Source organism: Streptomyces sp. NPDC096323 (assembly GCF_040302845.1).
GTDB lineage: Bacteria > Actinomycetota > Actinomycetes > Streptomycetales > Streptomycetaceae > Streptomyces.
Genome location: NZ_JBEOSI010000006.1, coordinates 118,850 through 139,956, shown reverse-complemented (window position 1 = coordinate 139,956; position 21,107 = coordinate 118,850). Strand labels below are relative to the sequence as shown.

The following is a 21,107-nucleotide window of genomic DNA, read 5'->3' as shown; positions in this document are numbered from 1 at the left end:
TCGTCACGGCGACGGTGGCCCGGCGCCGCTTCGTTCCGGGCCGTATGAGCCCTCACCGGTGCGCACATTTTTATGTGCATCGAACGGAAGACCGGTGCGCCCGTACGGCACAATGACCGTGCCCCAGCAGGCCACTCACTGACGGAACGGCGATATGACGACTGCAGCGGTTGACCACCCCTCATCCCATCAGGACGAGGACAGCGGGAAGCGCACCACCGGCGGCAGTCGCGCGCTGGCACTGCTGCTGGTCGTCACGGGCGCTGCCGGACTCCTCGCCGCCTGGGTCATCACCATCGACAAGTTCAAGCTGCTGGAGGACCCCAGCTTCGTTCCGGGCTGCAGTCTCAACCCGGTGGTGGCCTGCGGCAACATCATGAAGAGCGAGCAGGCGTCGGCCTTCGGCTTCCCGAACCCCATGCTCGGTCTGGCGACCTACCCCGTGATCATCGGGATCGGTCTGGCACTGCTCGCCGGGGCGCGCTTCCGCAGCTGGTACTGGCTGGGGATGAACGCGGGCACGCTGTTCGGCGTCGGTTTCTGCACCTGGCTCCAGTACCAGTCGCTGTACAACATCAACTCGCTGTGCCTGTGGTGCTGCCTGGCCTGGGTCGCCACGATCCTCATGTTCTGCTACATCACGACGCACAACATCAAGCACCGGATCATTCCCGCGCCGAGCTGGCTGCGCAACGGGCTCACCGAGTTCCACTGGGTGCCCCCGGTGCTGTGGATCGGGATCATTGGCATGCTGATCCTGACCCGCTGGTGGGACTTCTGGACCAGCTGACCGGCCCGCCCTCCGTCGCCGGGCCCCGCGGGCCCGGCCGGGATGTCAGTGCGGTGACATAGGCTTCGAACCGTGGAGCCCGACCTCTTTACCGCAGCTGCCGAAGACCGCCAGGAGAAGGACCCGTCCAGCAGCCCCCTCGCTGTCCGGATGCGTCCGCGTACCCTCGACGAGGTCGTGGGCCAGCAGCATCTGCTCAAGCCGGGCTCGCCACTGCGCCGCCTCGTCGGTGACGGGAGCGGGGGTCCGGCCGGCCCCTCGTCGGTGATCCTCTGGGGCCCGCCCGGCATCGGGAAGACGACCCTGGCGTACGTGGTCAGCAAGGCGACGAACAAACGATTCGTCGAGCTCTCCGCGATCACCGCGGGTGTGAAGGAAGTACGGGCCGTGATCGAGAGCGCCCGTCGCGCCACCGGCGGCTACGGCAAGGAGACCGTCCTCTTCCTCGACGAGATCCACCGCTTCTCCAAGGCACAGCAGGACTCCCTGCTCCCGGCCGTGGAGAACCGCTGGGTCACGCTGATCGCCGCGACCACCGAGAACCCCTACTTCTCGATCATCTCCCCGCTCCTTTCGCGCTCGCTGCTGCTGACGCTCGAGTCGCTGACCGACGACGACCTGCGCGCTCTGCTGCGCCGGGCCCTCACCGACGAACGCGGACTTCGCGAGGCGGTGACGCTGCCCGAGGAGGCGGAGGAGCATCTGCTGCGCATCGCCGGGGGCGACGCGCGCCGGGCGCTGACGGCGCTGGAGGCGGCGGCCGGCGCGGCGCTGTCCAAGCAGGAGGAGGAGATCACCCTCCTCACCCTGGAGGAGACCGTCGACCGGGCGGCCGTGAAGTACGACCGGGACGGTGACCAGCACTACGACGTGGCGAGCGCGCTGATCAAGTCGATCCGCGGTTCCGACGTCGACGCGGCGCTGCACTATCTGGCCCGGATGATCGAGGCGGGGGAGGACCCCCGGTTCATCGCCCGCCGGCTGATGATCTCGGCCAGCGAGGACATCGGTCTCGCCGACCCCACGGCGCTGCCCACCGCCGTCGCGGCGGCTCAGGCGGTGGCGATGATCGGCTTCCCCGAGGCGGCGCTCACCCTCAGCCACGCCACCATCGCGCTGGCACTCGCCCCGAAGTCCAACGCGGCCACGCTGGCGATCTCCGCGGCCCAGGACGACGTACGCAAGGGACTGGCGGGACCGGTCCCGGCCCATCTGCGCGACGGCCACTACAAGGGCGCCGCCAAGCTCGGCCACGCGCAGGGTTACGTCTACCCGCACGACGTCCCCGGCGGCATCGCCGCCCAGCAGTACGCCCCGGACGCGGTGCGCGACAAGCGCTACTACCGGCCCACCCGTTACGGCGCCGAGGCGCGGTACGCGGATGTGGCCGACCGGGTCCGCGAGCGGCTGGGCCGCCCGGACACCGAAGGCGGCGCGAGCGCGCCGGAGAGTCCGTAGACCGGGTCCGCACAATCCCGCCCGTCCGGACGGGCGGCAGGGACTCCCCGTGGGGCTCTCAGTGCGCGGCCGCGTCGAAGAGCGTGCGCATGGCATGGCGCAGCTCCGTCATGTCGCGCACCGGCTCGGGGAACTCGAAGCGGGCGTCGAAGCAGGGCCCGTTCCGCTCGAAGAAGCGGACCCGCAGCCCGTGACGGTTCAGCGCGACCGGCACGACGGACGGCCGGCTGCCCGAGGTGGTCCCGGCCGTCCGTTCGCCGAGCAGCTCGCACAGCGTCCCCAGCCGTTCTCCGTGGGCCGCGTGCAGGTGCTGCAGCAGTTCCGCCTCGTGGCCGGCGATCAGGTCGGCGGCCGCGTCCCGCAGCTCCTCCGGCTCGACCGCCTCGGCGCCCCAGAGGTCCTCGACATGGGCCTCGCCCGTCTCCAGCCGCAGCAGCATCCGCCCGGGGCCGGCCATCCCGGGCAGGGAGGTGAGCCATCCGCAGACGCGGGCCCGGCCGCGCACGCGGTGCGGTACGGAGACCGGGGCGACGTCCGTGATCTCGAGCACGGCTGTCAGCTCGTCGTCCTGGGCGTGCGCGGCGGCCCGTACGGCCGGGGAATCAGCGGGGAATTCCAGGAAGAGATCACCGTCCGGACCCACCGTCCGGGACAGCGGCATCAGCTGGTCCGAGCCCGCGGACTCCAGCCCGGGGATGAGCAGCACCGCGGAGCAGGTACTCTGTACGAGAGTTCGTGTGCGCTCGGCTGCTGACGGCATCCGTGTGTTTTCAAGCCCGCTGGGACGCGGCTGACCACGATCAGATCGGCCTTCCGTCGTAGCAGCACTTTTCTGTGTGCTGCCGCTGTCTGTGCTGTCCGTGACGTGTGTGGTGTTCCCAGGGCGAGACATGCGATCTCCTTGAGTAAGGTGAGCCTAACCTAACCTACAACGGAGGTCTGGAGAACGTGCCTAATCAGTCGCGTCCCAAGGTCAAGAAGAGCCGCGCGCTCGGCATTGCGCTGACGCCGAAGGCCGTCAAGTACTTCGAGGCCCGCCCCTACCCGCCGGGCGAGCACGGCCGCGGCCGCAAGCAGAACTCGGACTACAAGGTCCGTCTGCTCGAGAAGCAGCGTCTGCGCGCCCAGTACGACATCAGCGAGCGCCAGATGGCGCGCGCCTACGACCGCGCCAAGAAGGCCGAAGGCAAGACGGGCGAGGCGCTGGTCGTCGAGCTCGAGCGCCGCCTCGACGCGCTGGTCCTGCGTTCCGGTATCGCCAAGACGATCTACCAGGCGCGTCAGATGGTCGTCCACGGCCACATCGAGGTCAACGGTGGCAAGGTCGACAAGCCGTCGTTCCGTGTCCGTCCCGACGACATCGTGATGGTCCGCGAGCGCAGCCGCGAGAAGTACCCCTTCCAGGTGGCCCGCGAGGGTGGTTACGACACCGACGGTGAGACCCCGCGCTACCTGCAGGTGAACCTGAAGGCCCTGGCCTTCCGCCTTGACCGGGACCCGAACCGCAAGGAAATCCCCGTGATCTGCGACGAGCAGCTCGTCGTCGAGTACTACGCCCGCTGATTCAGGCGTAGCCGCTCAACACCGGCGCTCAGGCCCGCCCCTCCCCGACAGGGGAGGCGGCGGGCTTTCGCGTCGCCCCCGCCGGGGGCTGGGCACCCGGTGCCTCCGGTCCGCCGGGGCCCGTACCCGGACGCCGCTTCCCGGGCCGGCCCGCCAGGGCCCTGGCCACCACCGTGTCCGCGTCCAGCCTCCCGCCGGCGCCCCGCTCCGACGCGTACAGTGCCTCGCCCAGCTCATGACGGGCCAGCTCCTCGCAGCGGCCCCGGGGTGCGCCGTAGTGCGCCGACCCGAACAGCGGCAGCCCCACCGACGGCCAGATCCCGTCGGCGGCCCCCTGGAGCAGAGCCGCTTCCGCCGCGTCGCCCTCGATCACCGTGACGAGCGCCAGCAGCTCCAGGGTGAGCACGGTCCCCAGGAGGTCATGGAAGGTGTGGCTGATGGCCAGCGCCTCCCCGAGCAGCTCCCGCGCCCGGGCGGGCCGGCCCCGCTGCAGCGCGGCGAAGCCCAGAACGTACAGCGCGTAGCTGAGCGCCCACCGCTCCCCGTGGTCCTCGCAGATGTCCCGGACCTCTTCGCAGATCACGACCGCGCCGTCCAGATCGCCCTGGAAGGCGACCGTCATGGCCAGCTCGACCTGTGCCATCAGCACATTGCTGTTCAGCTCGCCGAGATCGCGGTAGCGGCCGAGCGCCTCCTGCAGCAGTTCCTGCGCCCGCGCCACGTCGTCCGTGACCAGGGCCAGACAGCCGGTGCGGTGCACCGCGTACGCCGACGCCACCGCGTCCCCGGCCAGATCCGCCTCCTCCCGGCACTCCGTCAGCGCCGAGATCGCGCCCACCGGATCGCCCTGGAGGACCGCGACGTACCCGAGCACCCACAGCGCCTTCAGCCGCGAGGCGTCGTACGGCGTCTCCTCCTCCCGTACGTGTTCCAGCCAGTGCCGCCCCTCCGAGAGGCGGCCGCAGCCGACCCACAGGAACCAGAGCGCGCCCGCCAGGTACTGCGCGAGATGTGCCTCCTCGGGGCTCTCCAGCGAGCACTCCATGGCCCGCCGCAGATTCGGCAGCTCGCTCTCCACCCGGGCGGCCACCTCCGCCTGCCGCGGACTGAACCAGTCGAGCTCGCACCAGGTGGCGAGCCCCAGGAACCAGTCCCGGTGGCGGCGGCGCAGCCGGTCCGTGTCACCCGTGGCCGCGAGCCACTCCGCGCCGTACTCCCGCACCGTGTTCAGCAGCCGGTAGCGCGCACCGACGGCCGAGTCCTCGCGCAGGACCACCGACTGCGCCAGCAGACCGGACAGCACGTCCAGCACCGAGTCGGCGGGCAGATCGGGACCGCTGCAGATGTACTCGGCCGCCTCCAGGTCGAACTGCCCCGCGAAGACGGACAGCCTCGCCCACAGCAGCCGCTGCTCAGGGGCGCAGAGTTCATGGCTCCAGCCGATCGCGGTGCGGAGCGTCTGGTGGCGTGCGAGCGCGCTGCGGCTGCCGCCGGTCAGCAGCCGGAACCGGTCGTCCAGCCGCTGCAGCACCTGCTCCGCCGACAGGGCACGCAGCCGCCCGGCGGCCAGCTCCAGCGCGAGCGGAATGCCGTCGAGGCGCCGGCACAGCTCCAGGGCGGTGCTCCGGGTGCGGTCGCTCAGCCTGAATTCGGGCTGCACCGAGGCCGCCCTCTCGGCGAAGAGCAGCAGCGCGTCCTCGTCGCTCATCGTCGCGAGCGGGTAGCCGCACTCACCGTCGAGATCCAGCGGCCGGCGGCCGGCGGCCAGTACCCGCAGCCCGGGGGCGCGGCGCAGCAGATCCCGTACCAACCCGGCACATGCGTCGACGAGATGCTCGAAACCGTCGATCACCAGAAGGAGTCGGCGCTCGGCACAGTGTTCGAGGAGTGTCGAGCGGGGTGGCCTGCTCGTATGGTCCGTGAGACCCAGGGCGTCGACCAGCGCGTGCTCCAGCAGCGCGGGATCGTGGACCGCGGACAGCTCCACCAGCCAGACGCCGTCGCAGTACCGTTTCTCCAATAGCGCCGCCGCCTTGGTGACCAGCCGCGATTTGCCGACCCCGCCCACTCCGACGACGGTGACGAGCCGCGACTCCTCCAGCAGCCCGACGACATCGGCCAGTTCACCGTCGCGCCCCACGAACTTGTTCAGATCCGCCGGGAGATTGCCCGGACGGCCGGGCAGGGGAGTGTCGGGGACGGCGGCCGGGGGGCTCGAATCGTCGGGAGAGGGAACGGGGCGCTGAGGGCGTCGCATGAAACACGCAGAGTACTGGCCCGAAAGCGCTCCGTACAATCTCGTCGCGTGAACTCCCGCCGGGCCGGACCGTAATGCGGTACAAGGCGCGAGGCCCGGCGCGATAGGCTCGGGGAACGGTGACCGGCCGCCGCGACGGCCGCGCCGAAGAGCAGGAAACAAGACAGACAGACGACAAGCCAGAGAGCGGTGCACTGTGTCCGGTGGTGAGGTGGCCGGGATTCTGGTGGCCGTCTTCTGGGCGATCCTGGTTTCGTTCCTCGCCGTCGTACTGGTGAGGCTCGCCCAGACGCTCAGGGCGACCACGAAACTCGTGGCGGACGTGACCGAACAGGCCGTCCCGCTGCTCGCCGACGCCTCCGCGACCGTACGCTCCGCGCAGACCCAGCTCGACAAGGTCGACGCGATCGCGACGGACGTCCAGGAAGTCACCTCCAACGCCTCTGCGCTCTCCTCCACCGTGGCCTCCACCTTCGGCGGCCCGCTGGTCAAGGTCGCGGCGTTCGGGTACGGGGTCCGGCAGGCCATCGGCCGCAAGACGGCTCCCGAACCGGAAGCGCGTTCCCGGCGCGCGGTGATCGTGGGCCGGACCGTGCCGTCCGCGCGTGGCAGGAAGCGCGACGGCAGAAACCCCCGCGGACCGAAGGACTGACGCAGCGATGTTCCGCCGTACGTTCTGGTTCACCGCCGGCGCAGCCGCCGGCGTGTGGGCCACCGCCAAGGTCAACCGGAAGATCAAGCAGCTGACCCCCGAAAGCCTTGCGGCGCAGGCCGCCGACAAGGCGCTCGTGGCCGGTCACAAGCTCAAGGACTTCGCCCTGGACGTCCGCGAGGGCATGGTCAGGCGCGAGGCCGAACTGGGCGAGGCACTCGGACTCGAGGCGCCCGTCGACCCCGCGCTCCCCGTGCAGCGCCACTTCGCCGTCGAGGCGGCCGAACCCGAGGCGCAGCGCGGGCTTCCCCGCACGTCACGCACGTACAACTCGTACAACCGGAATGAGGACCACTGATGGAGTCGGCAGAAATCCGCCGCCGCTGGCTGAGCTTCTACGAGGAGCGCGGTCACACCGTCGTCCCTTCGGCGTCGCTCATCGCGGACGACCCGACTCTGCTGCTGGTCCCGGCGGGCATGGTGCCCTTCAAGCCGTACTTCCTCGGCGAGGTCAAGCCGCCCGCCCCGCGCGTCACCAGCGTGCAGAAGTGCGTGCGTACGCCGGACATCGAAGAGGTCGGCAAGACGACCCGGCACGGCACGTTCTTCCAGATGTGCGGGAACTTCTCCTTCGGCGACTACTTCAAGGAAGGCGCCATCGAGTACGCCTGGGAGCTGCTCACCAGCTCCGTGGCGGACGGCGGCTTCGGCCTCGACCCCGAGCGTCTGTGGATCACGGTCTACCTCGACGACGACGAGGCCGAGCAGATCTGGCGCGACAAGATCGGCGTTCCGGCCGAGCGCATCCAGCGCCTGGGCAAGAAGGACAACTTCTGGTCCATGGGCGTCCCCGGCCCCTGCGGACCGTGTTCCGAGATCAACTACGACCGCGGCCCCGAGTTCGGCGTCGAGGGCGGCCCGGCCGTCAACGACGAGCGGTACGTGGAGATCTGGAACCTGGTCTTCATGCAGTACGAGCGCGGCGCGGGCGACGGCAAGGACGACTTCCCGATCCTCGGCGACCTGCCCTCCAAGAACATCGACACCGGCCTCGGCCTCGAGCGCCTCGCGATGATCCTGCAGGGCGTGCAGAACATGTACGAGACCGACACCCTGCGCGTCGTCATGGACAGGGCCACCGAGCTCACCGGTGTGCGCTACGGCGCCGCCCAGGGCACCGACGTCTCGCTCCGCGTGGTCGCCGACCACATCCGCACCTCCGTGATGCTCATCGGCGACGGCGTCACCCCCGGCAACGAGGGCCGCGGCTACGTGCTGCGCCGCATCATGCGCCGGGCCATCCGCAACATGCGGCTGATGGGCGCCACGGGATCGGTCGTGAACGAGCTGGTCGACGTCGTGATCAACACGATGGGGCAGCAGTACCCCGAGCTGATCACCGACCGCAAGCGCATCGAGACCGTCGCCCTCGCCGAGGAAGCCGCCTTCCTCAAGGCCCTCAAGGGCGGCACCAACATCCTGGAGACCGCCGTCACCGAGACCAGGGCCGCCGGCGGCCGGGTCATCGCCGGCGACAAGGCGTTCCTGCTCCACGACACCTGGGGCTTCCCGATCGACCTCACCCTGGAGATGGCCGCCGAACAGGGGCTGTCCGTGGACGAGGACGGATTCCGCCGCCTCATGCAGGAGCAGCGGGCCAAGGCCAAGGCCGACGCCAAGGCCAAGAAGACCGGTCACGCCGACCTGTCCGCCTACCGCGAGGTCGCCGACCACTCCGGCGTCACCGAGTTCACCGGCTACCTCTCCACCGAGGGCGAGTCGACGATCGTCGGCCTCCTCGTCGACGGCGTCTCCTCACCGGCCGCCTCCGAGGGCGACGAGGTCGAGGTCGTCCTGGACCGCACCCCGTTCTACGCCGAGGGCGGCGGCCAGCTCGCCGACCAGGGCCGGATCCGGCTCCACAACGGGGCCGTCATCCACGTGCGCGACGTCCAGCAGCCCGTGCCCGGCGTCTCCGTGCACAAGGGCTCGGTCCAGGTCGGCGAGGTGACGGTCGGAGCCTCCGCCCTCGCCGCCATCGACACCACCCGCCGACGTGCCATCGCCCGCGCCCACAGCGCCACCCACCTCACGCACCAGGCGCTGCGCGACGCGCTCGGCCCGACGGCCGCCCAGGCCGGTTCGGAGAACTCCCCGGGCCGTTTCCGCTTCGACTTCGGCTCGCCCGCCGCCGTACCCGGCACGGTCCTCGTCGACGTCGAGCAGAAGATCAACGAGGTCCTCGCCCGGGAGCTCGACGTGCAGGCCGAGGTCATGTCGATCGACGACGCCAAGAAGCAGGGCGCCATCGCCGAGTTCGGCGAGAAGTACGGCGAGCGGGTCCGGGTCGTCACCATCGGCGACTTCTCCAAGGAGCTGTGCGGCGGCACCCACGTCCACAACACCGCCCAGCTCGGTCTGGTGAAGCTTCTCGGCGAGTCGTCCATCGGCTCCGGCGTGCGCCGGATCGAGGCACTCGTCGGCGTCGACGCGTACAACTTCCTGGCCAAGGAGCACACGGTCGTCGCCCAGCTCCAGGAGCTGGTCAAGGGCCGCTCCGAGGAGCTCCCGGAGAAGATCGCCTCCATGCTCGGCAAGCTGAAGGACGCCGAGAAGGAGATCGAGAAGTTCCGGGCGGAGAAGGTCCTGGCGGCCGCCGCCGGCCTGGTCGACTCCGCCAAGGACGTACGGGGCGTCGCCCTGGTCACCGGCCAGGTGCCGGACGGCACGTCGGCCGACGACCTGCGCAGGCTCGTCCTCGACGTCCGCGGGCGCATCCAGGGCGGCCGCCCGGCCGTCGTGGCCCTGTTCACCACGGCCAACGGGCGCCCGCTCACCGTCATCGCCACCAACGAGGCCGCCCGCGAACGCGGTCTCAAGGCCGGTGACCTCGTCCGTACCGCAGCCAAGACGCTCGGCGGCGGTGGCGGCGGCAAGCCGGACGTCGCCCAGGGCGGCGGCCAGAACCCGGACGCGATCGGCGACGCCGTCGCCGCAGTCGAACGCCTCGTCACCGAGACGGCGTGACGCCGGACATGACGCAGATGCGCCGCGGTCGCCGCCTGGCGATCGACGTCGGGGACGCCCGGATCGGGGTCGCCTCGTGCGACCCCGACGGGATCCTCGCCACACCGGTGGAGACCGTGCCAGGACGAGACGTCCCGGCCGCCCACCGGCGGCTCGGACAGATCGTCGCGGAGTACGAGCCGATCGAGGTCATCGTCGGGCTGCCCCGGTCCCTGGGCGGCGGTGAGGGACCGGCCGCGGCCAAGGTCCGCGCCTTCACCGAGGTGCTCGCCCGTGCGGTCGCACCCATTCCGGTGCGATTGGTGGACGAGAGGATGACCACAGTGACGGCCACTCAAGGGCTGCGCGCTTCGGGCGTGAAGTCCAAAAAAGGCCGTTCGGTCATTGATCAGGCTGCCGCTGTGGTGATCCTCCAGAACGCTCTGGAGTCCGAAAGGGCTTCGGGCAATCCACCCGGCGAGGGCGTCGAAGTGGTGGTCTGATCGCGATACGGTAACGTTCCGCGCGATGCGGCGGTGTTCGAACAAACACCGCACAGCAAAGAGACGGAACGTCGTCTCGCGGCTCAAGGGGATCGATGACTGAGTATGGCCGGGGCCCCGGCTCCGAACCGTGGCATCCCGAGGACCCCTTGAACGGGGACCAGGGATGGGGAGGCCGGCAGCCTGCCCATGGCCACAGCCAGTACGGCGGCCAGCAGCAGGACCCGTACGCGCAGCAGCAGCCGCAGTCGCAGGACCCGTACGCGCAGCAGCAGCAGCATGACCCCTACGCCTCACAGCAGGACCCGTACGCGCAGCAGCAGCACCACCAGCCGCAACAGCACCAGCAGGATCCGTACGCCCAGCAGTCGCAGTACCAGCAGCAGCCCTCGTACGACCAGCAGCAGGACCCGTACGCCCAGCAGCCGCAGTACCAGCAGCAGCCCTCGTACGACCAGCAACAGGACCCGTACGCCCAGCAGCAGCCTGGCTACAACGGCGGCTGGGACACCGGCCAGCAGCAGGCCGCGACGCCGTACGAGGGCCAGCCAGCCGCCCCGTACCACTACGGCGAGACGAACGACTACTACGGCACACCTGACGCGTACCCGCCGCCGCAGCCCCCGGGCCGCCGCGAGGCGGCACCCGCGCAGGCTCCCGAGGAGAACCCGGACTGGGACCCCGAGGTCCAGCCGGAGGAGACCCACCCCTTCTTCACGGGCGCGGACGACGGCAAGCCCAAGGACGACGACGAGTACGACGACGACCCACGCGAGTCCCGGCGCGGCGACGGGGGAGAGCGGCGTGGCAAGGGCAAGAAGAAGAAGGGTCGCAGCGGCTGCGCCTGTCTGGTCGTCTCCCTCGTCCTGGCCGGCGGCCTCGGCGGAGTGGGCTACTTCGGCTACTCCTTCTACAAGGACAAGTTCGGCTCCGCCCCTGACTACGCGGGTAGCGGGTCGGGCTCGGTCGAGGTGGAGATCCCGAAGGGCTCGTACGGGTACGACATCGGCAACATCTTGAAGAAGGCCGGTGTCGTCAAGAGCGTCGACGCGTTCGTCTCCGCCCAGAACGAGAACCCCAAGGGAAAGTCGATCCAGGCCGGGGTCTATCTCCTCCACGAGGAGATGTCGGCGTCCGAGGCCGTGAAGATGATGGTCGACCCGAAGAGCCAGAACCTTCTGATCATCCCCGAGGGAACCCGCAACGCCACCGTCTACGCGATGGTCGACAAGAAGCTGGATCTCAAGAAGGGCACGACCGAGGGCATCGCCAAGTCCAAGAAGTCCGACCTGGGACTGCCCGGCTGGGTGAGCAAGAACAAGGACATCAAGGACCCGCTGGAAGGATTCCTCTACCCGGCCGCGTATCCGGTGACGAAGGAGACCAAGCCGGAGGCGATTCTCAAGAAGATGGTCTCGCGGTCGAACGAGGAGTACGAGAAGCTCGATCTGGCGGGCGCGGCCAAGAAGCACAATCTGGACGGCCCTTGGCAGCTCCTCACGGCGGCCAGCCTTGTTCAGGCGGAAGGCAAGACGCATGACGACTTCCGGAAGATGGCGGAGGTCATCTACAACCGTCTCAAGCCGACCAATACCGAGACGAACCAGTACCTTCAGTTCGACTCGTCGTTTAATTACCTCAACAAACAGAGCGAGATCAATATCACTCTGGAAGAGATCCGGAAGAACAAGGATCCGTACAATACGTACACCAGACAAGGTCTTACCCCGGGGCCCATCGGGAACCCCGGAAATGAAGCTCTTGCCGCCGCTCTGAACCCGACCGGCGACGGCTGGATCTACTTCGTGGCCACCGACGGTGAGCACAAGACCGAGTTCGCCAAGACCTACAAAGAGTTCCTGAAGCTCAAGGAAAAGTTCGATGGCCTCGACTGACGGGCACCGCAGGGCAGCCGTCCTTGGCTCGCCCATCGCCCACTCGCTCTCCCCGGTCCTGCACCGGGCCGCGTACGCCGAACTCGGCCTCGACGACTGGTCGTACGACCCGTTCGACGTGGACGAGGCGGCGCTCCCCGGCTTCATCGAAGGGCTGGACTCCTCCTGGGCTGGTCTGTCCCTTACCATGCCGCTGAAGCGGGCGATCATCCCGCTGCTGGACGAGATCAGCGAAACCGCTGCCTCGGTCGAGGCTGTGAATACGGTGGTCTTCACTGAGGACGGCCGACGCGTCGGTGACAACACCGACATTCCGGGCATGATCGCCGCCCTGCGCGAACGTGGTGTCGAGAAGACCGGGTCCGCCGCCGTCCTCGGCGCAGGCGCCACAGCCTCGTCCGCGCTCGCCGCGCTCTCGCAGATCTGCACCGGACCGGTCACGGCCTACGTTCGTAGCCGGGAGCGCGGTGACGAGATGCGTGGCTGGGGGGACCGACTGGGCGTGGATGTCCGGATCGAGAATTGGGCTCAAGCGGGTGACATCGTCAGTGCACCGCTGGTCATTGCGACGACCCCCGCCGGCGCCACCGATGAGCTGGCTGCCTCGTTGACGGTCCCAGGTGGTGTTCTCTTCGACGTTTTGTACGACCCGTGGCCTACTCCTCTTGCTGTCGCCTGGTCATCGAGGCGCTGTCCAGTGATCAGTGGTATCGATCTGCTTGTTCACCAGGCGCTGTTGCAGATTCAGAAATTCACCGGGAAGTCGGATATTTCGCTTTCTCTTCTCAGGGAATCCGGGTGGGCTGCTCTGGCAAGTAGGGGCTCCTGACCGGGTATGCCTGGCGGAAGGGCGATTTCCCGCCAAGTCATTGTGTTTCGGGGTGGGGCATTGCTATGTTCAATCTCTCGTCGACGAGGGGGAAGTATGAACATTAAGCGTGTCGGTGTTTTCGTTACCGCATTTATTGCAATGCTGGCTGCTGGAGTGGTTGCAGCCCCGTCTGCTGCGGCTGCCGCGTCAACCCCGGAGGCCGCCTGCGGGTCCGGCTATTCCCGGCTCCAGTCGGCCGGTATCGGCTGGAGCAGTCAGAACCAGGAGTTCTCGGCTCGTGTCTACCTGCTTTACAGTTCGGCCACAGGGAGCAACTGTGTCGTGACTATGCGCAGTCCTGGGTGGTACGGGCAGGGCACAGAATTGTTGGAGTCTGGAGTTCAGGCCCAAGGCGGAAGCTGGAAGAAGGATCGCGGGTACTACAAATATTACGCCGGCCCGGTGTACGTGAAAGCGGTAGATACCTGCGTGCGGTATACGGGGGGCGTGCAGTACGTCGACAACGGCATATTTTGGGGTAGTCATACCAGCCCTTACGGATGGTGTGGCTGATCGATTTTCATCAGCTGAATCGGCAGTGGCTGCCGCATGGAGCGTCCGCGCTGCGTGCGGCAGCCGTGGCCATGTACACGGGATTCCGGCCCCTGAGGACGAACATCCAATGAACCGTCCGTCTGCTGGACCGGCGGCGGGCCGGAGGGCCCGGTCGTGGGAGGATCGGGGGCGGCGGGCCAGGGCCGCGCACCCGGTCGCGCCGTTGGAGTTAACAGGCGCGAGCATGAGGAGCACCGTTGAGCAGGTTGCGCTGGCTGACCGCCGGAGAGTCGCACGGCCCCGCACTGGTGGCGACGCTGGAGGGTCTTCCCGCCGGCATCCCCGTCACCACGGAGATGGTGGCCGACGCGCTCGCCAGGCGACGGCTCGGATACGGGCGCGGCGCCCGGATGAAGTTCGAGAAGGACGAGGTCACCTTCCTCGGCGGGGTCCGGCACGGCCTGACCATGGGCTCGCCCGTCGCCGTGATGGTGGGCAACACCGAGTGGCCCAAGTGGGAACAGGTCATGTCGGCCGACCCGGTCGACCCCGAGGTGCTGGCCGCCCAGGCCCGTAACGCCCCGCTGACCCGCCCCCGGCCCGGCCACGCCGACCTCGCGGGCATGCAGAAGTACGGCTTCGACGAGGCCCGGCCGATCCTGGAGCGTGCCAGCGCCCGGGAGACCGCCGCGCGGGTCGCGCTCGGAGCCGTGGCCCGGTCGTACCTCAAGGAGACGGCCGGCATCGAGATCGTCAGCCATGTCGTCGAGCTGGCCGCGGCCAAGGCCCCGTACGGGGTCTACCCGGTCCCGGCCGACGTCGAGAAGCTCGACGCCGACCCGGTGCGCTGCCTCGACGCCACCGCGAGCAAGCAGATGGTCGCCGAGATCGACCAGGCCCACAAGGACGGCGACACGCTCGGCGGCGTCGTCGAGGTGCTGGCGTACGGAGTGCCGGTCGGGCTCGGTTCGCACGTGCACTGGGACCGCCGCCTCGACGCCCGGCTCGCCGCCGCGCTCATGGGCATCCAGGCCATCAAGGGCGTCGAGGTCGGCGACGGCTTCGACCTCGCCCGGGTGCCCGGTTCGCAGGCGCACGACGAGATCCTGGTGACCGAGGACGGCATCAGGCGCGCCTCCGGTCGCGCCGGCGGCACAGAGGGCGGTCTGACGACCGGTGAGCTGCTCCGCGTCCGTGCCGCCATGAAGCCGATCGCGACGGTGCCGCGCGCGCTTGCCACGGTCGACGTGGTGACCGGTGAGCCGGCCAAGGCGCACCACCAGCGCTCCGATGTCTGTGCCGTTCCTGCGGCCGGCATCGTCGCCGAGGCGATGGTCGCGCTGGTCCTCGCCGACGCGGTCGCGGAGAAGTTCGGCGGCGACAGCGTCGCCGAGACCCACCGCAACGTCCAGTCGTACCTCGACCACCTCCAGATCCGATGAGCGGTCCGCTGATCGTCCTGGTCGGACCGATGGGCGTGGGAAAGTCCACGGTCGGCGAGCTGCTCGCCGCCCGGCTGGGCACCGGCTACCGGGACACCGACGCCGATGTCGTGGCCACGGCCGGCAAGTCCATCGCCGAGATCTTCTACGACGAGGGCGAGGAGCACTTCCGCGCACTGGAACGTGAGGCCGTACAGGCCGCCGTCGCCGAACACGCGGGCGTCCTCTCGCTCGGCGGCGGAGCCGTCCTCGACGAGGCGACCAGGGACCTGCTCTCCGAGCACCCCGTCGTCTACCTCTCGATGGACGTCGACGAGGCGGTCAAGCGCGTCGGGCTCAACACCGCGCGCCCGCTGCTCGCCGTGAACCCGCGCCGGCAGTGGCGCGAGCTCATGGAGGCCCGCCGCCACCTCTACACGGAGGTGGCCCGCGCGGTCGTCGCGACCGACGAGCGCACACCGGAGGAGGTCGCGCAGGCGGTCCTCGACGCACTGGAGCTGCCGGACGCACCGTCCGGCCGGGAGAACCCAACGATGACCGATCAGGCCGCCACCCGCATTCAGATCGCCGGCAGCGCGGGCACCGACCCGTACGAAGTGCTGATCGGCCGGCAGCTCCTCGGCGAGCTGCCCACGCTCATCGGCGACCGTGCCCAGCGCGTCGCCGTCCTCCACCCCGAGGCGCTCGCCGAGACCGGCGAGGCCGTCCGCCAGGACCTCGCGGACCAGGGCTACGAGGCCATCGCGATCCAGCTGCCCAACGCCGAGGAGGCCAAGACCGTCGAGGTCGCCGCCTACTGCTGGAAGGCGCTCGGCCAGACCGGCTTCACCCGTACCGACGTCATCGTCGGCATCGGCGGCGGCGCCACCACGGACGTCGCCGGCTTCGTCGCCGCCTCCTGGCTGCGCGGGGTGCGCTGGATCGCCGTGCCCACCACCGTGCTCGGCATGGTCGACGCGGCCGTCGGCGGCAAGACCGGCATCAACACCGCCGAGGGCAAGAACCTCGTCGGCGCCTTCCACCCGCCGGCCGGGGTGCTCTGCGACCTGGCCGCGCTGGACTCGCTGCCGGTCAACGACTACGTCTCCGGCATGGCGGAGATCATCAAGGCCGGCTTCATCGCCGACCCGGTGATCCTCGACCTCGTCGAGGCGGATCCGCAGGGCGCGCGCACCCCGGCCGGACCGCACACCGCCGAGCTCATCGAGCGGGCCATCCGGGTCAAGGCGGAGGTCGTCTCCAGCGACCTCAAGGAGTCCGGGCTCCGCGAGATCCTCAACTACGGGCACACCCTCGCGCACGCCATCGAGAAGAACGAGCGCTACAAGTGGCGCCACGGCGCCGCCGTGTCCATCGGCATGGTCTTCGCCGCCGAACTGGGCCGCCTGGCCGGCCGCCTGGACGATGCCACCGCCGACCGGCACCGCACCGTTCTGGAGTCCGTCGGACTGCCGCTCACCTACCGCGCCGACCAGTGGCCCAAGCTCCTGGAGAACATGAAGGTCGACAAGAAGTCCCGCGGCAACCTGCTGCGCTTCATCGTCCTGGACGGCCTCGGCAAGCCCACCGTCCTGGAGGGCCCGGACCCGGCCGTTCTGCTGGCCGCCTACGGGGAGGTCTCGGCGTGACCCGCCGGGTCTTCGTCCTCAACGGTCCCAACCTCGGCCGGCTCGGCTCCCGGGAACCCGATGTCTACGGAGCCACCTCGTACGCGGGGCTCGTGGACACCTGCCGCACTCTCGGCAAGGAGCTCGGCTTCGATGTCGACGTCCGGGAGACCAATGACGAGGGGGAGCTGATCCGCTGGCTCCACGAGGCCGCGGACGGTTCAATTCCGGTCGTTCTCAACCCGGGCGCCTTCACGCACTACTCGTACGGGATGCGGGACGCGGCCGCCCAGCGCACCGCTCCGCTGATCGAGGTCCACATCTCGAACCCGTACGCGCGCGAGGAATTCCGCCACACCTCCGTGGTCGCACCGGTCGCCACCGGGACCGTGGCCGGATTCGGCATCGGCTCCTACCGGCTCGCCCTGCGCGCGCTCGCGGACGAACTGACGGACTGACGCACCGCCACGCTCCGGAAGCCGACTGGCCGACGGGCACCGTGGACCCTCCCCGGCCGTTCTCACGGTGGCGGCCGGGGAAGGTACGGTTGCCGTTCCACCAGCGCCAGTTGCCTGTACGAGACGGAGTGCCACCGGATGCAGCACGCAGTGGGGGCCCCGCTGCCGCCGCCCCAGGGACCCGGAAACGGACCCGTCGGCTGGTCGCACCAGGCCCAGCACCCCGGGCATCAGGGCCCGCCGGTCCCTCCGCCGGCCGGTCCGCCCGCCCAGCCACCGGCCGGTCACCCGGGTCCGCCGCCCGCGGCGCCGCCCGCTCCGCAGGGGCAGCGCGCCCAGGGCTGGACCGGCCCCGCGCCACGCCAGGCCTCCGCCCCGGTCTCCCGGGAGACCACCGGGCACATCCAGCTGCCGCCCGGCGGGCCCGTACCGCTGCCCGCACCGCCCACAGGGCCCGGCACCGGCACGGCGACCCTCGCCGTGCTCCTGATCGGCCCGGCAGGCGCCGGGAAGACCACGGTGGCCAAGCTGTGGGCCGCCCGCCGCCGCGTCCCGACCGCCCACGTCAGCCTCGACGACGTACGCGAGTGGGTCTGCTCCGGCTTCGCCGACCCGCAGGCGGGGTGGAACGACCAGTCCGAGGCCCAGTACCGCCTGGCCCGCCGCACCTGCGGCTTCGCGGCCCGCAATTTCCTGGCCAACGGCATCTCCTGCATCCTCGACGACGCGGTCTTCCCCGACCGCCCCGTCATCGGCCTCGGCGGCTGGAAGCGCCACGTCGGCCCGGGCCTGCTCCCCGTCGTCCTGCTGCCGGGCCTGGAGGTCGTCCTGGAGCGCAACGCGGCTCGCAGCGGCAACCGCCGTCTCTCCGACGAGGAGGTCGCCCGCATCCACGGCCGTATGGCCGGCTGGTACGGCTCCGGCCTCCCGATCATCGACAACTCCACGTACGACGTGGAGACCACCGCCCGCGTCCTGGACGACATACTCGCCCGCTCCCTCGCCAGCCCCCCGGCCTGGTGATCCGGCGCCTGAGGGGGCCTCGTGAGGGCTGAGCGGACCTCGTGGCCGCTGAGCAAGGACGGGTGCTGTACCCCGGTCGGGTGCGCAGGCCGGGCGGGCCGGGCTTCTCGCTCGTACGCTCGATGCATGTCAGAGGTGTACGCCGTCCGCCGCGGGCTGCTCCGCGACCGGTGCGCCGCCGTCGGATCCGCGGCCGCCCTGGTCTCCCGCCCCGCCAATGTCCGCTATCTGGCGGGCGGAGCGCCCCCGGGTGCCGTGCTGCTGCTCGGCCCCGACGAGGACGTCCTGCTCTGCCCCCGCGCCCCGACCGGTGATCCGGCCGACGGGCGCACCGACGAACAGCTGCGGGTGGACCTGCTGCCGGTGAGCGGCGGTGATCCCGTGGTCGCCGCCGCGGATCTGGCCGCCGCCGGCGGGGCCGAGTCCCTGGCCGTCGAGGAACACGACCTGACCGTCGCCCGGCACCGGGCCATGGCCTCGGTCGCCCCGAAGCTCCGGCTGGCCGATCTCGGTGCCAACGTCGAGCAGCTGCGTCTCGTCAAGGACGAGGAGGAGATCGGCTGCCTGCGGATCGCCGCCGAGATCACCGACCAGGCGCTGGGCGAGCTCCTTGAATCGATCCTGGTCGGCCGCACCGAGCGGCATCTCGCGCTCGAACTGGAACGCCGGCTGGTGGACCACGGCGCCGACGGCCCCGCGTTCGCCACGTCCGTCGCCACCGGACCCAACTCCGGAAGAGGCCGCCACCGCCCCTCGGACCGGCGGGTCGAAGAAGGAGATTTTCTCTCCGTCTGCCTCGGCGCCACCTACCGCGGCTACCGGTGCGAGATCGGCCGCACCTTCGTCATCGGAACGGCTCCGGCCGACTGGCAGATCGAGCTCTACGACCTGGTTTTCGCCGCTCAGCGGGCCGGCCGCGAGGCCCTCGTGCCCGGCGCCGCCTACCGTGATGTGGACCGTGCGGCCCGCCAGGTCCTGGACTCCGCGGGCCACAGCGAGGGCCTCGCACCTTGGACCGGGCACGGGGTGGGGCTCGAAATCGACGAGGACCCGCAGCTGGCACCTGAAGCCATGGGTAAACTGGACGCTTGTGTGCCGGTCACCGTCGAACCGGGGGTCCACCTCCCGGGCCGGGGCGGAGTCCGGATCGATGACACGCTCGTCGTGCGCCCCGAGGCGGACGGCGGACCCGAGCTACTCACCATTACGACCAAGGAGCTGCTCGCGCTCTAGCGCGCATCCTTGGCCGTTCCACCAGCTTCAGTCCAGGAGATTCCGCAACCGTGGCTTCCACGAACGACCTCAAGAACGGCCTGGTGCTCAAGCTCGACGGAGGCCAGCTCTGGTCCGTCGTCGAGTTCCAGCACGTCAAGCCCGGCAAGGGCCCGGCTTTCGTGCGCACCAAGCTCAAGAACGTGCTCTCCGGCAAGGTCGTCGACAAGACGTTCAACGCCGGTGTGAAGGTCGAAACGGCCACCATTGACCGGCGCGACATGCAGTTCTCGTACATGGACGGCGAGTACTTCGTCTTCATGGACATGGACACCTACGACCAGCTGATGGTCGACCGCAAGGCTGTCGGCGACGCCGCCAACTTCCTGATCGAGGGCTTCACCGCCTCCGTCGCCCAGCACGAGGGCGCGGTGCTCTACGTCGAGCTGCCGGCCGCCGTCGAGCTGACCGTCCAGCACACGGACCCGGGCGTCCAGGGCGACCGGTCCACCGGTGGCACCAAGCCCGCCACGCTGGAGACCGGCTACGAGATCGGTGTCCCCCTCTTCATCACCACGGGTGAGAAGATCAAGGTCGACACCCGCTCGGGCGATTACCTCGGCCGGGTGAACAGCTAACCGTGGCTGCCCGGAATACGGCCCGCAAGCGCGCCTTCCAGATCCTCTTCGAGGCCGACCAGCGCGGTGAGTCCGTGCAGACGGTCCTCGCGGACTGGGTGCGGCACTCGCGGTCGGACACCCGTCAGCCGCCGGTCACCGAGTACACGATGGAGCTCGTCGAGGGGTACGCGCAGTACGCGGACCGCATCGACGACCTCATTGTCACCTACGCCGTGGACTGGGAGATCGACCGCATGCCGGTCGTCGACCGGAACATCCTGCGGCTCGGTGCGTACGAGCTGATCTGGGTGGACGCGACACCCGACGCGGTGGTGATCGACGAGGCGGTGCAGATCGCCAAGGAGTTCTCCACCGATGAGTCCCCGTCCTTCGTGAACGGCCTGCTGGCCCGATTCAAGGACCTCAAGCCGAACCTTCGCCGGGAGCAGTAGCCCCGGCGGCGTTCTGCCGCCGAAGGGCCCGCGGTCGCGAGACCGCGGGCCCTTCGGCATGTCCCGGGCCCGCCCGGGAAAACGGGTCCGGAAAACGGAAACGCCGGGTCCGGCGGGGCGCCCGGAAAAGGGCCCCGCCGACCCGGCGGTACGTTTCTGCGCGGGGTGGTCAGCCCTCGTCGTGAGCGACCGCGCGGCGCGCGTCCGCGTCCAGGACGCCCCAGCTGATCAGCTGCTCCGTGAGCACGGACGGCGACTGGTCGTAGATCACGGCCAGCGTGCGCAGGTCGTCCTGGCGGATCGACAGCACCTTGCCGTTGTAGTCGCCGCGCTGGCTCTGGATCGTGGCCGCGTAGCGCTGGAGGGGTCCGGCCTTCTCCGGCGGGACGTGGGCGAGGCGCTCGAGCTGGAGCACGAGCTTCGGCGGCGGCTCGGCGGCCCCGCCGGGCGTCGTGCCGGGCAGGAGCTCCTGCACCGGAACCCCGTAGAAGTCCGCCAGCTCGGCGAGGCGCTGCACGGTCACGGCGCGGTCGCCGCGCTCGTACGAGCCGACCACGACGGCCTTCCAGCGGCCCTGGGACTTCTCCTCCACGCCGTGGAGGGAGAGGCCCTGCTGGGTGCGGATGGCGCGGAGCTTGGCCCCGAGCTGTTTTGCGTATTCGCTGGACATAAGGCTCCCCGGACGCTGGAACATTGTGCGGCTCCGCCGCGTGGCTGGTAACTCACTGTGAGGTTACGCAGCGTTACTTGGGTGCGTCAAGCTGAATGGTCCGGACCGGTGCCTCCCGGGGGTGGTACAAGGG

Annotated in this window: 18 protein-coding genes and 1 pseudogene; 16 read left to right on the top strand and 3 right to left on the bottom strand. The window is 69.8% G+C overall.

The window, feature by feature from the left end; genetic code table 11:
* Positions 1–154: 154 nt before the first annotated feature.
* Together ABTX18_RS18210 and ABTX18_RS18205 are read left to right on the top strand one after the other, a co-directional pair.
* Complete coding sequence (locus tag ABTX18_RS18210) at positions 155–790, top strand: vitamin K epoxide reductase family protein (protein WP_352123715.1); 636 nt, start codon at positions 155–157, stop codon at positions 788–790.
* Between the two features lie 72 nt (positions 791–862).
* Entirely contained in the window at positions 863–2,248 is a 1,386-nt protein-coding gene (locus tag ABTX18_RS18205) for a replication-associated recombination protein A (protein ID WP_352123714.1), read from the top strand.
* 58 nt (positions 2,249–2,306) lie between these two features.
* Here the strand turns inward: ABTX18_RS18205 and ABTX18_RS18200 are convergent, their stop codons facing one another.
* Positions 2,307–3,008 (bottom strand): DUF2470 domain-containing protein, encoded by a 702-nt coding sequence (locus ABTX18_RS18200; protein WP_352123713.1) that lies wholly within the window; start codon positions 3,006–3,008, stop codon positions 2,307–2,309.
* Positions 3,009–3,196: 188 nt separating this feature from the next.
* On the opposite strand from ABTX18_RS18200, the gene rpsD reads away from it, so the two are divergent.
* Positions 3,197–3,811 (top strand): 30S ribosomal protein S4, encoded by a 615-nt coding sequence (gene rpsD / locus ABTX18_RS18195; protein ID WP_136327444.1) that lies wholly within the window; start codon positions 3,197–3,199, stop codon positions 3,809–3,811.
* 15 nt (positions 3,812–3,826) lie between these two features.
* On the opposite strand, the pseudogene ABTX18_RS18190 reads toward rpsD, so the two are convergent.
* Positions 3,827–6,068, bottom strand: a pseudogene (locus ABTX18_RS18190) (ATP-binding protein).
* 211 nt (positions 6,069–6,279) lie between these two features.
* Between ABTX18_RS18190 and ABTX18_RS18185 the strand changes: the two are divergent.
* From ABTX18_RS18185 to nusB, 13 genes are all read left to right on the top strand, one after another.
* Complete coding sequence (locus tag ABTX18_RS18185; RefSeq protein ID WP_352123712.1) at positions 6,280–6,720, top strand: DUF948 domain-containing protein; 441 nt, start codon at positions 6,280–6,282, stop codon at positions 6,718–6,720.
* A gap of 7 nt (positions 6,721–6,727) precedes the next feature.
* The gene (locus ABTX18_RS18180) at positions 6,728–7,078 is read left to right on the top strand and encodes a DUF6167 family protein (RefSeq protein ID WP_352123711.1); all 351 of its coding nucleotides are present in this window, start codon (positions 6,728–6,730) and stop codon (positions 7,076–7,078) included.
* Positions 7,078–9,747, top strand: a complete 2,670-nt coding sequence (gene alaS, locus ABTX18_RS18175) for an alanine--tRNA ligase (protein WP_352123710.1) — start codon at positions 7,078–7,080, stop codon at positions 9,745–9,747. Before ABTX18_RS18180 ends, alaS begins: the two co-directional genes overlap by 1 nt.
* Before the next feature lie 8 nt (positions 9,748–9,755).
* On the top strand, positions 9,756–10,229 hold the full coding sequence (gene ruvX, locus ABTX18_RS18170) for a Holliday junction resolvase RuvX (RefSeq protein ID WP_352123709.1): 474 nt from the start codon (positions 9,756–9,758) through the stop codon (positions 10,227–10,229).
* Positions 10,230–10,324: 95 nt separating this feature from the next.
* Positions 10,325–12,124 (top strand): endolytic transglycosylase MltG, encoded by a 1,800-nt coding sequence (mltG, locus tag ABTX18_RS18165; RefSeq protein WP_352123708.1) that lies wholly within the window; start codon positions 10,325–10,327, stop codon positions 12,122–12,124.
* A complete protein-coding gene (locus tag ABTX18_RS18160; protein ID WP_352123707.1) occupies positions 12,111–12,953 on the top strand; it encodes a shikimate dehydrogenase in 843 nt (280 codons plus the stop codon). Before mltG ends, ABTX18_RS18160 begins: the two co-directional genes overlap by 14 nt.
* Positions 12,954–13,747: 794 nt before the next feature.
* Positions 13,748–14,932, top strand: a complete 1,185-nt coding sequence (aroC, locus tag ABTX18_RS18155; RefSeq protein WP_352123706.1) for a chorismate synthase — start codon at positions 13,748–13,750, stop codon at positions 14,930–14,932.
* The gene (gene aroB, locus ABTX18_RS18150) at positions 14,929–16,560 is read left to right on the top strand and encodes a 3-dehydroquinate synthase (protein ID WP_352123705.1); all 1,632 of its coding nucleotides are present in this window, start codon (positions 14,929–14,931) and stop codon (positions 16,558–16,560) included. The genes aroC and aroB overlap by 4 nt, the downstream gene beginning before the upstream one ends.
* Positions 16,557–16,997, top strand: coding sequence for a type II 3-dehydroquinate dehydratase (aroQ, locus tag ABTX18_RS18145; protein WP_073729478.1), 441 nt, complete (start codon positions 16,557–16,559; stop codon positions 16,995–16,997). The genes aroB and aroQ overlap by 4 nt, the downstream gene beginning before the upstream one ends.
* A 138-nt stretch (positions 16,998–17,135) precedes the next feature.
* A complete protein-coding gene (locus tag ABTX18_RS18140; protein WP_352123704.1) occupies positions 17,136–18,020 on the top strand; it encodes a Pro-rich N-terminal domain-containing protein in 885 nt (294 codons plus the stop codon).
* A 126-nt stretch (positions 18,021–18,146) separates the two neighbouring features.
* A complete protein-coding gene (locus tag ABTX18_RS18135) occupies positions 18,147–19,253 on the top strand; it encodes an aminopeptidase P family protein (RefSeq protein WP_352123703.1) in 1,107 nt (368 codons plus the stop codon).
* 50 nt (positions 19,254–19,303) lie between these two features.
* The gene (gene efp, locus ABTX18_RS18130; RefSeq protein ID WP_352123702.1) at positions 19,304–19,870 is read left to right on the top strand and encodes an elongation factor P; all 567 of its coding nucleotides are present in this window, start codon (positions 19,304–19,306) and stop codon (positions 19,868–19,870) included.
* A gap of 2 nt (positions 19,871–19,872) precedes the next feature.
* On the top strand, positions 19,873–20,304 hold the full coding sequence (gene nusB / locus ABTX18_RS18125; protein WP_136318263.1) for a transcription antitermination factor NusB: 432 nt from the start codon (positions 19,873–19,875) through the stop codon (positions 20,302–20,304).
* 169 nt (positions 20,305–20,473) lie between these two features.
* Here the strand turns inward: nusB and bldD are convergent, their stop codons facing one another.
* Positions 20,474–20,974 carry a transcriptional regulator BldD gene (gene bldD, locus ABTX18_RS18120; RefSeq protein ID WP_018103903.1) on the bottom strand — a complete coding sequence of 167 codons (501 nt, stop codon included), beginning with the start codon at positions 20,972–20,974 and terminating at the stop codon, positions 20,474–20,476.
* Positions 20,975–21,107 lie beyond the last annotated feature (133 nt).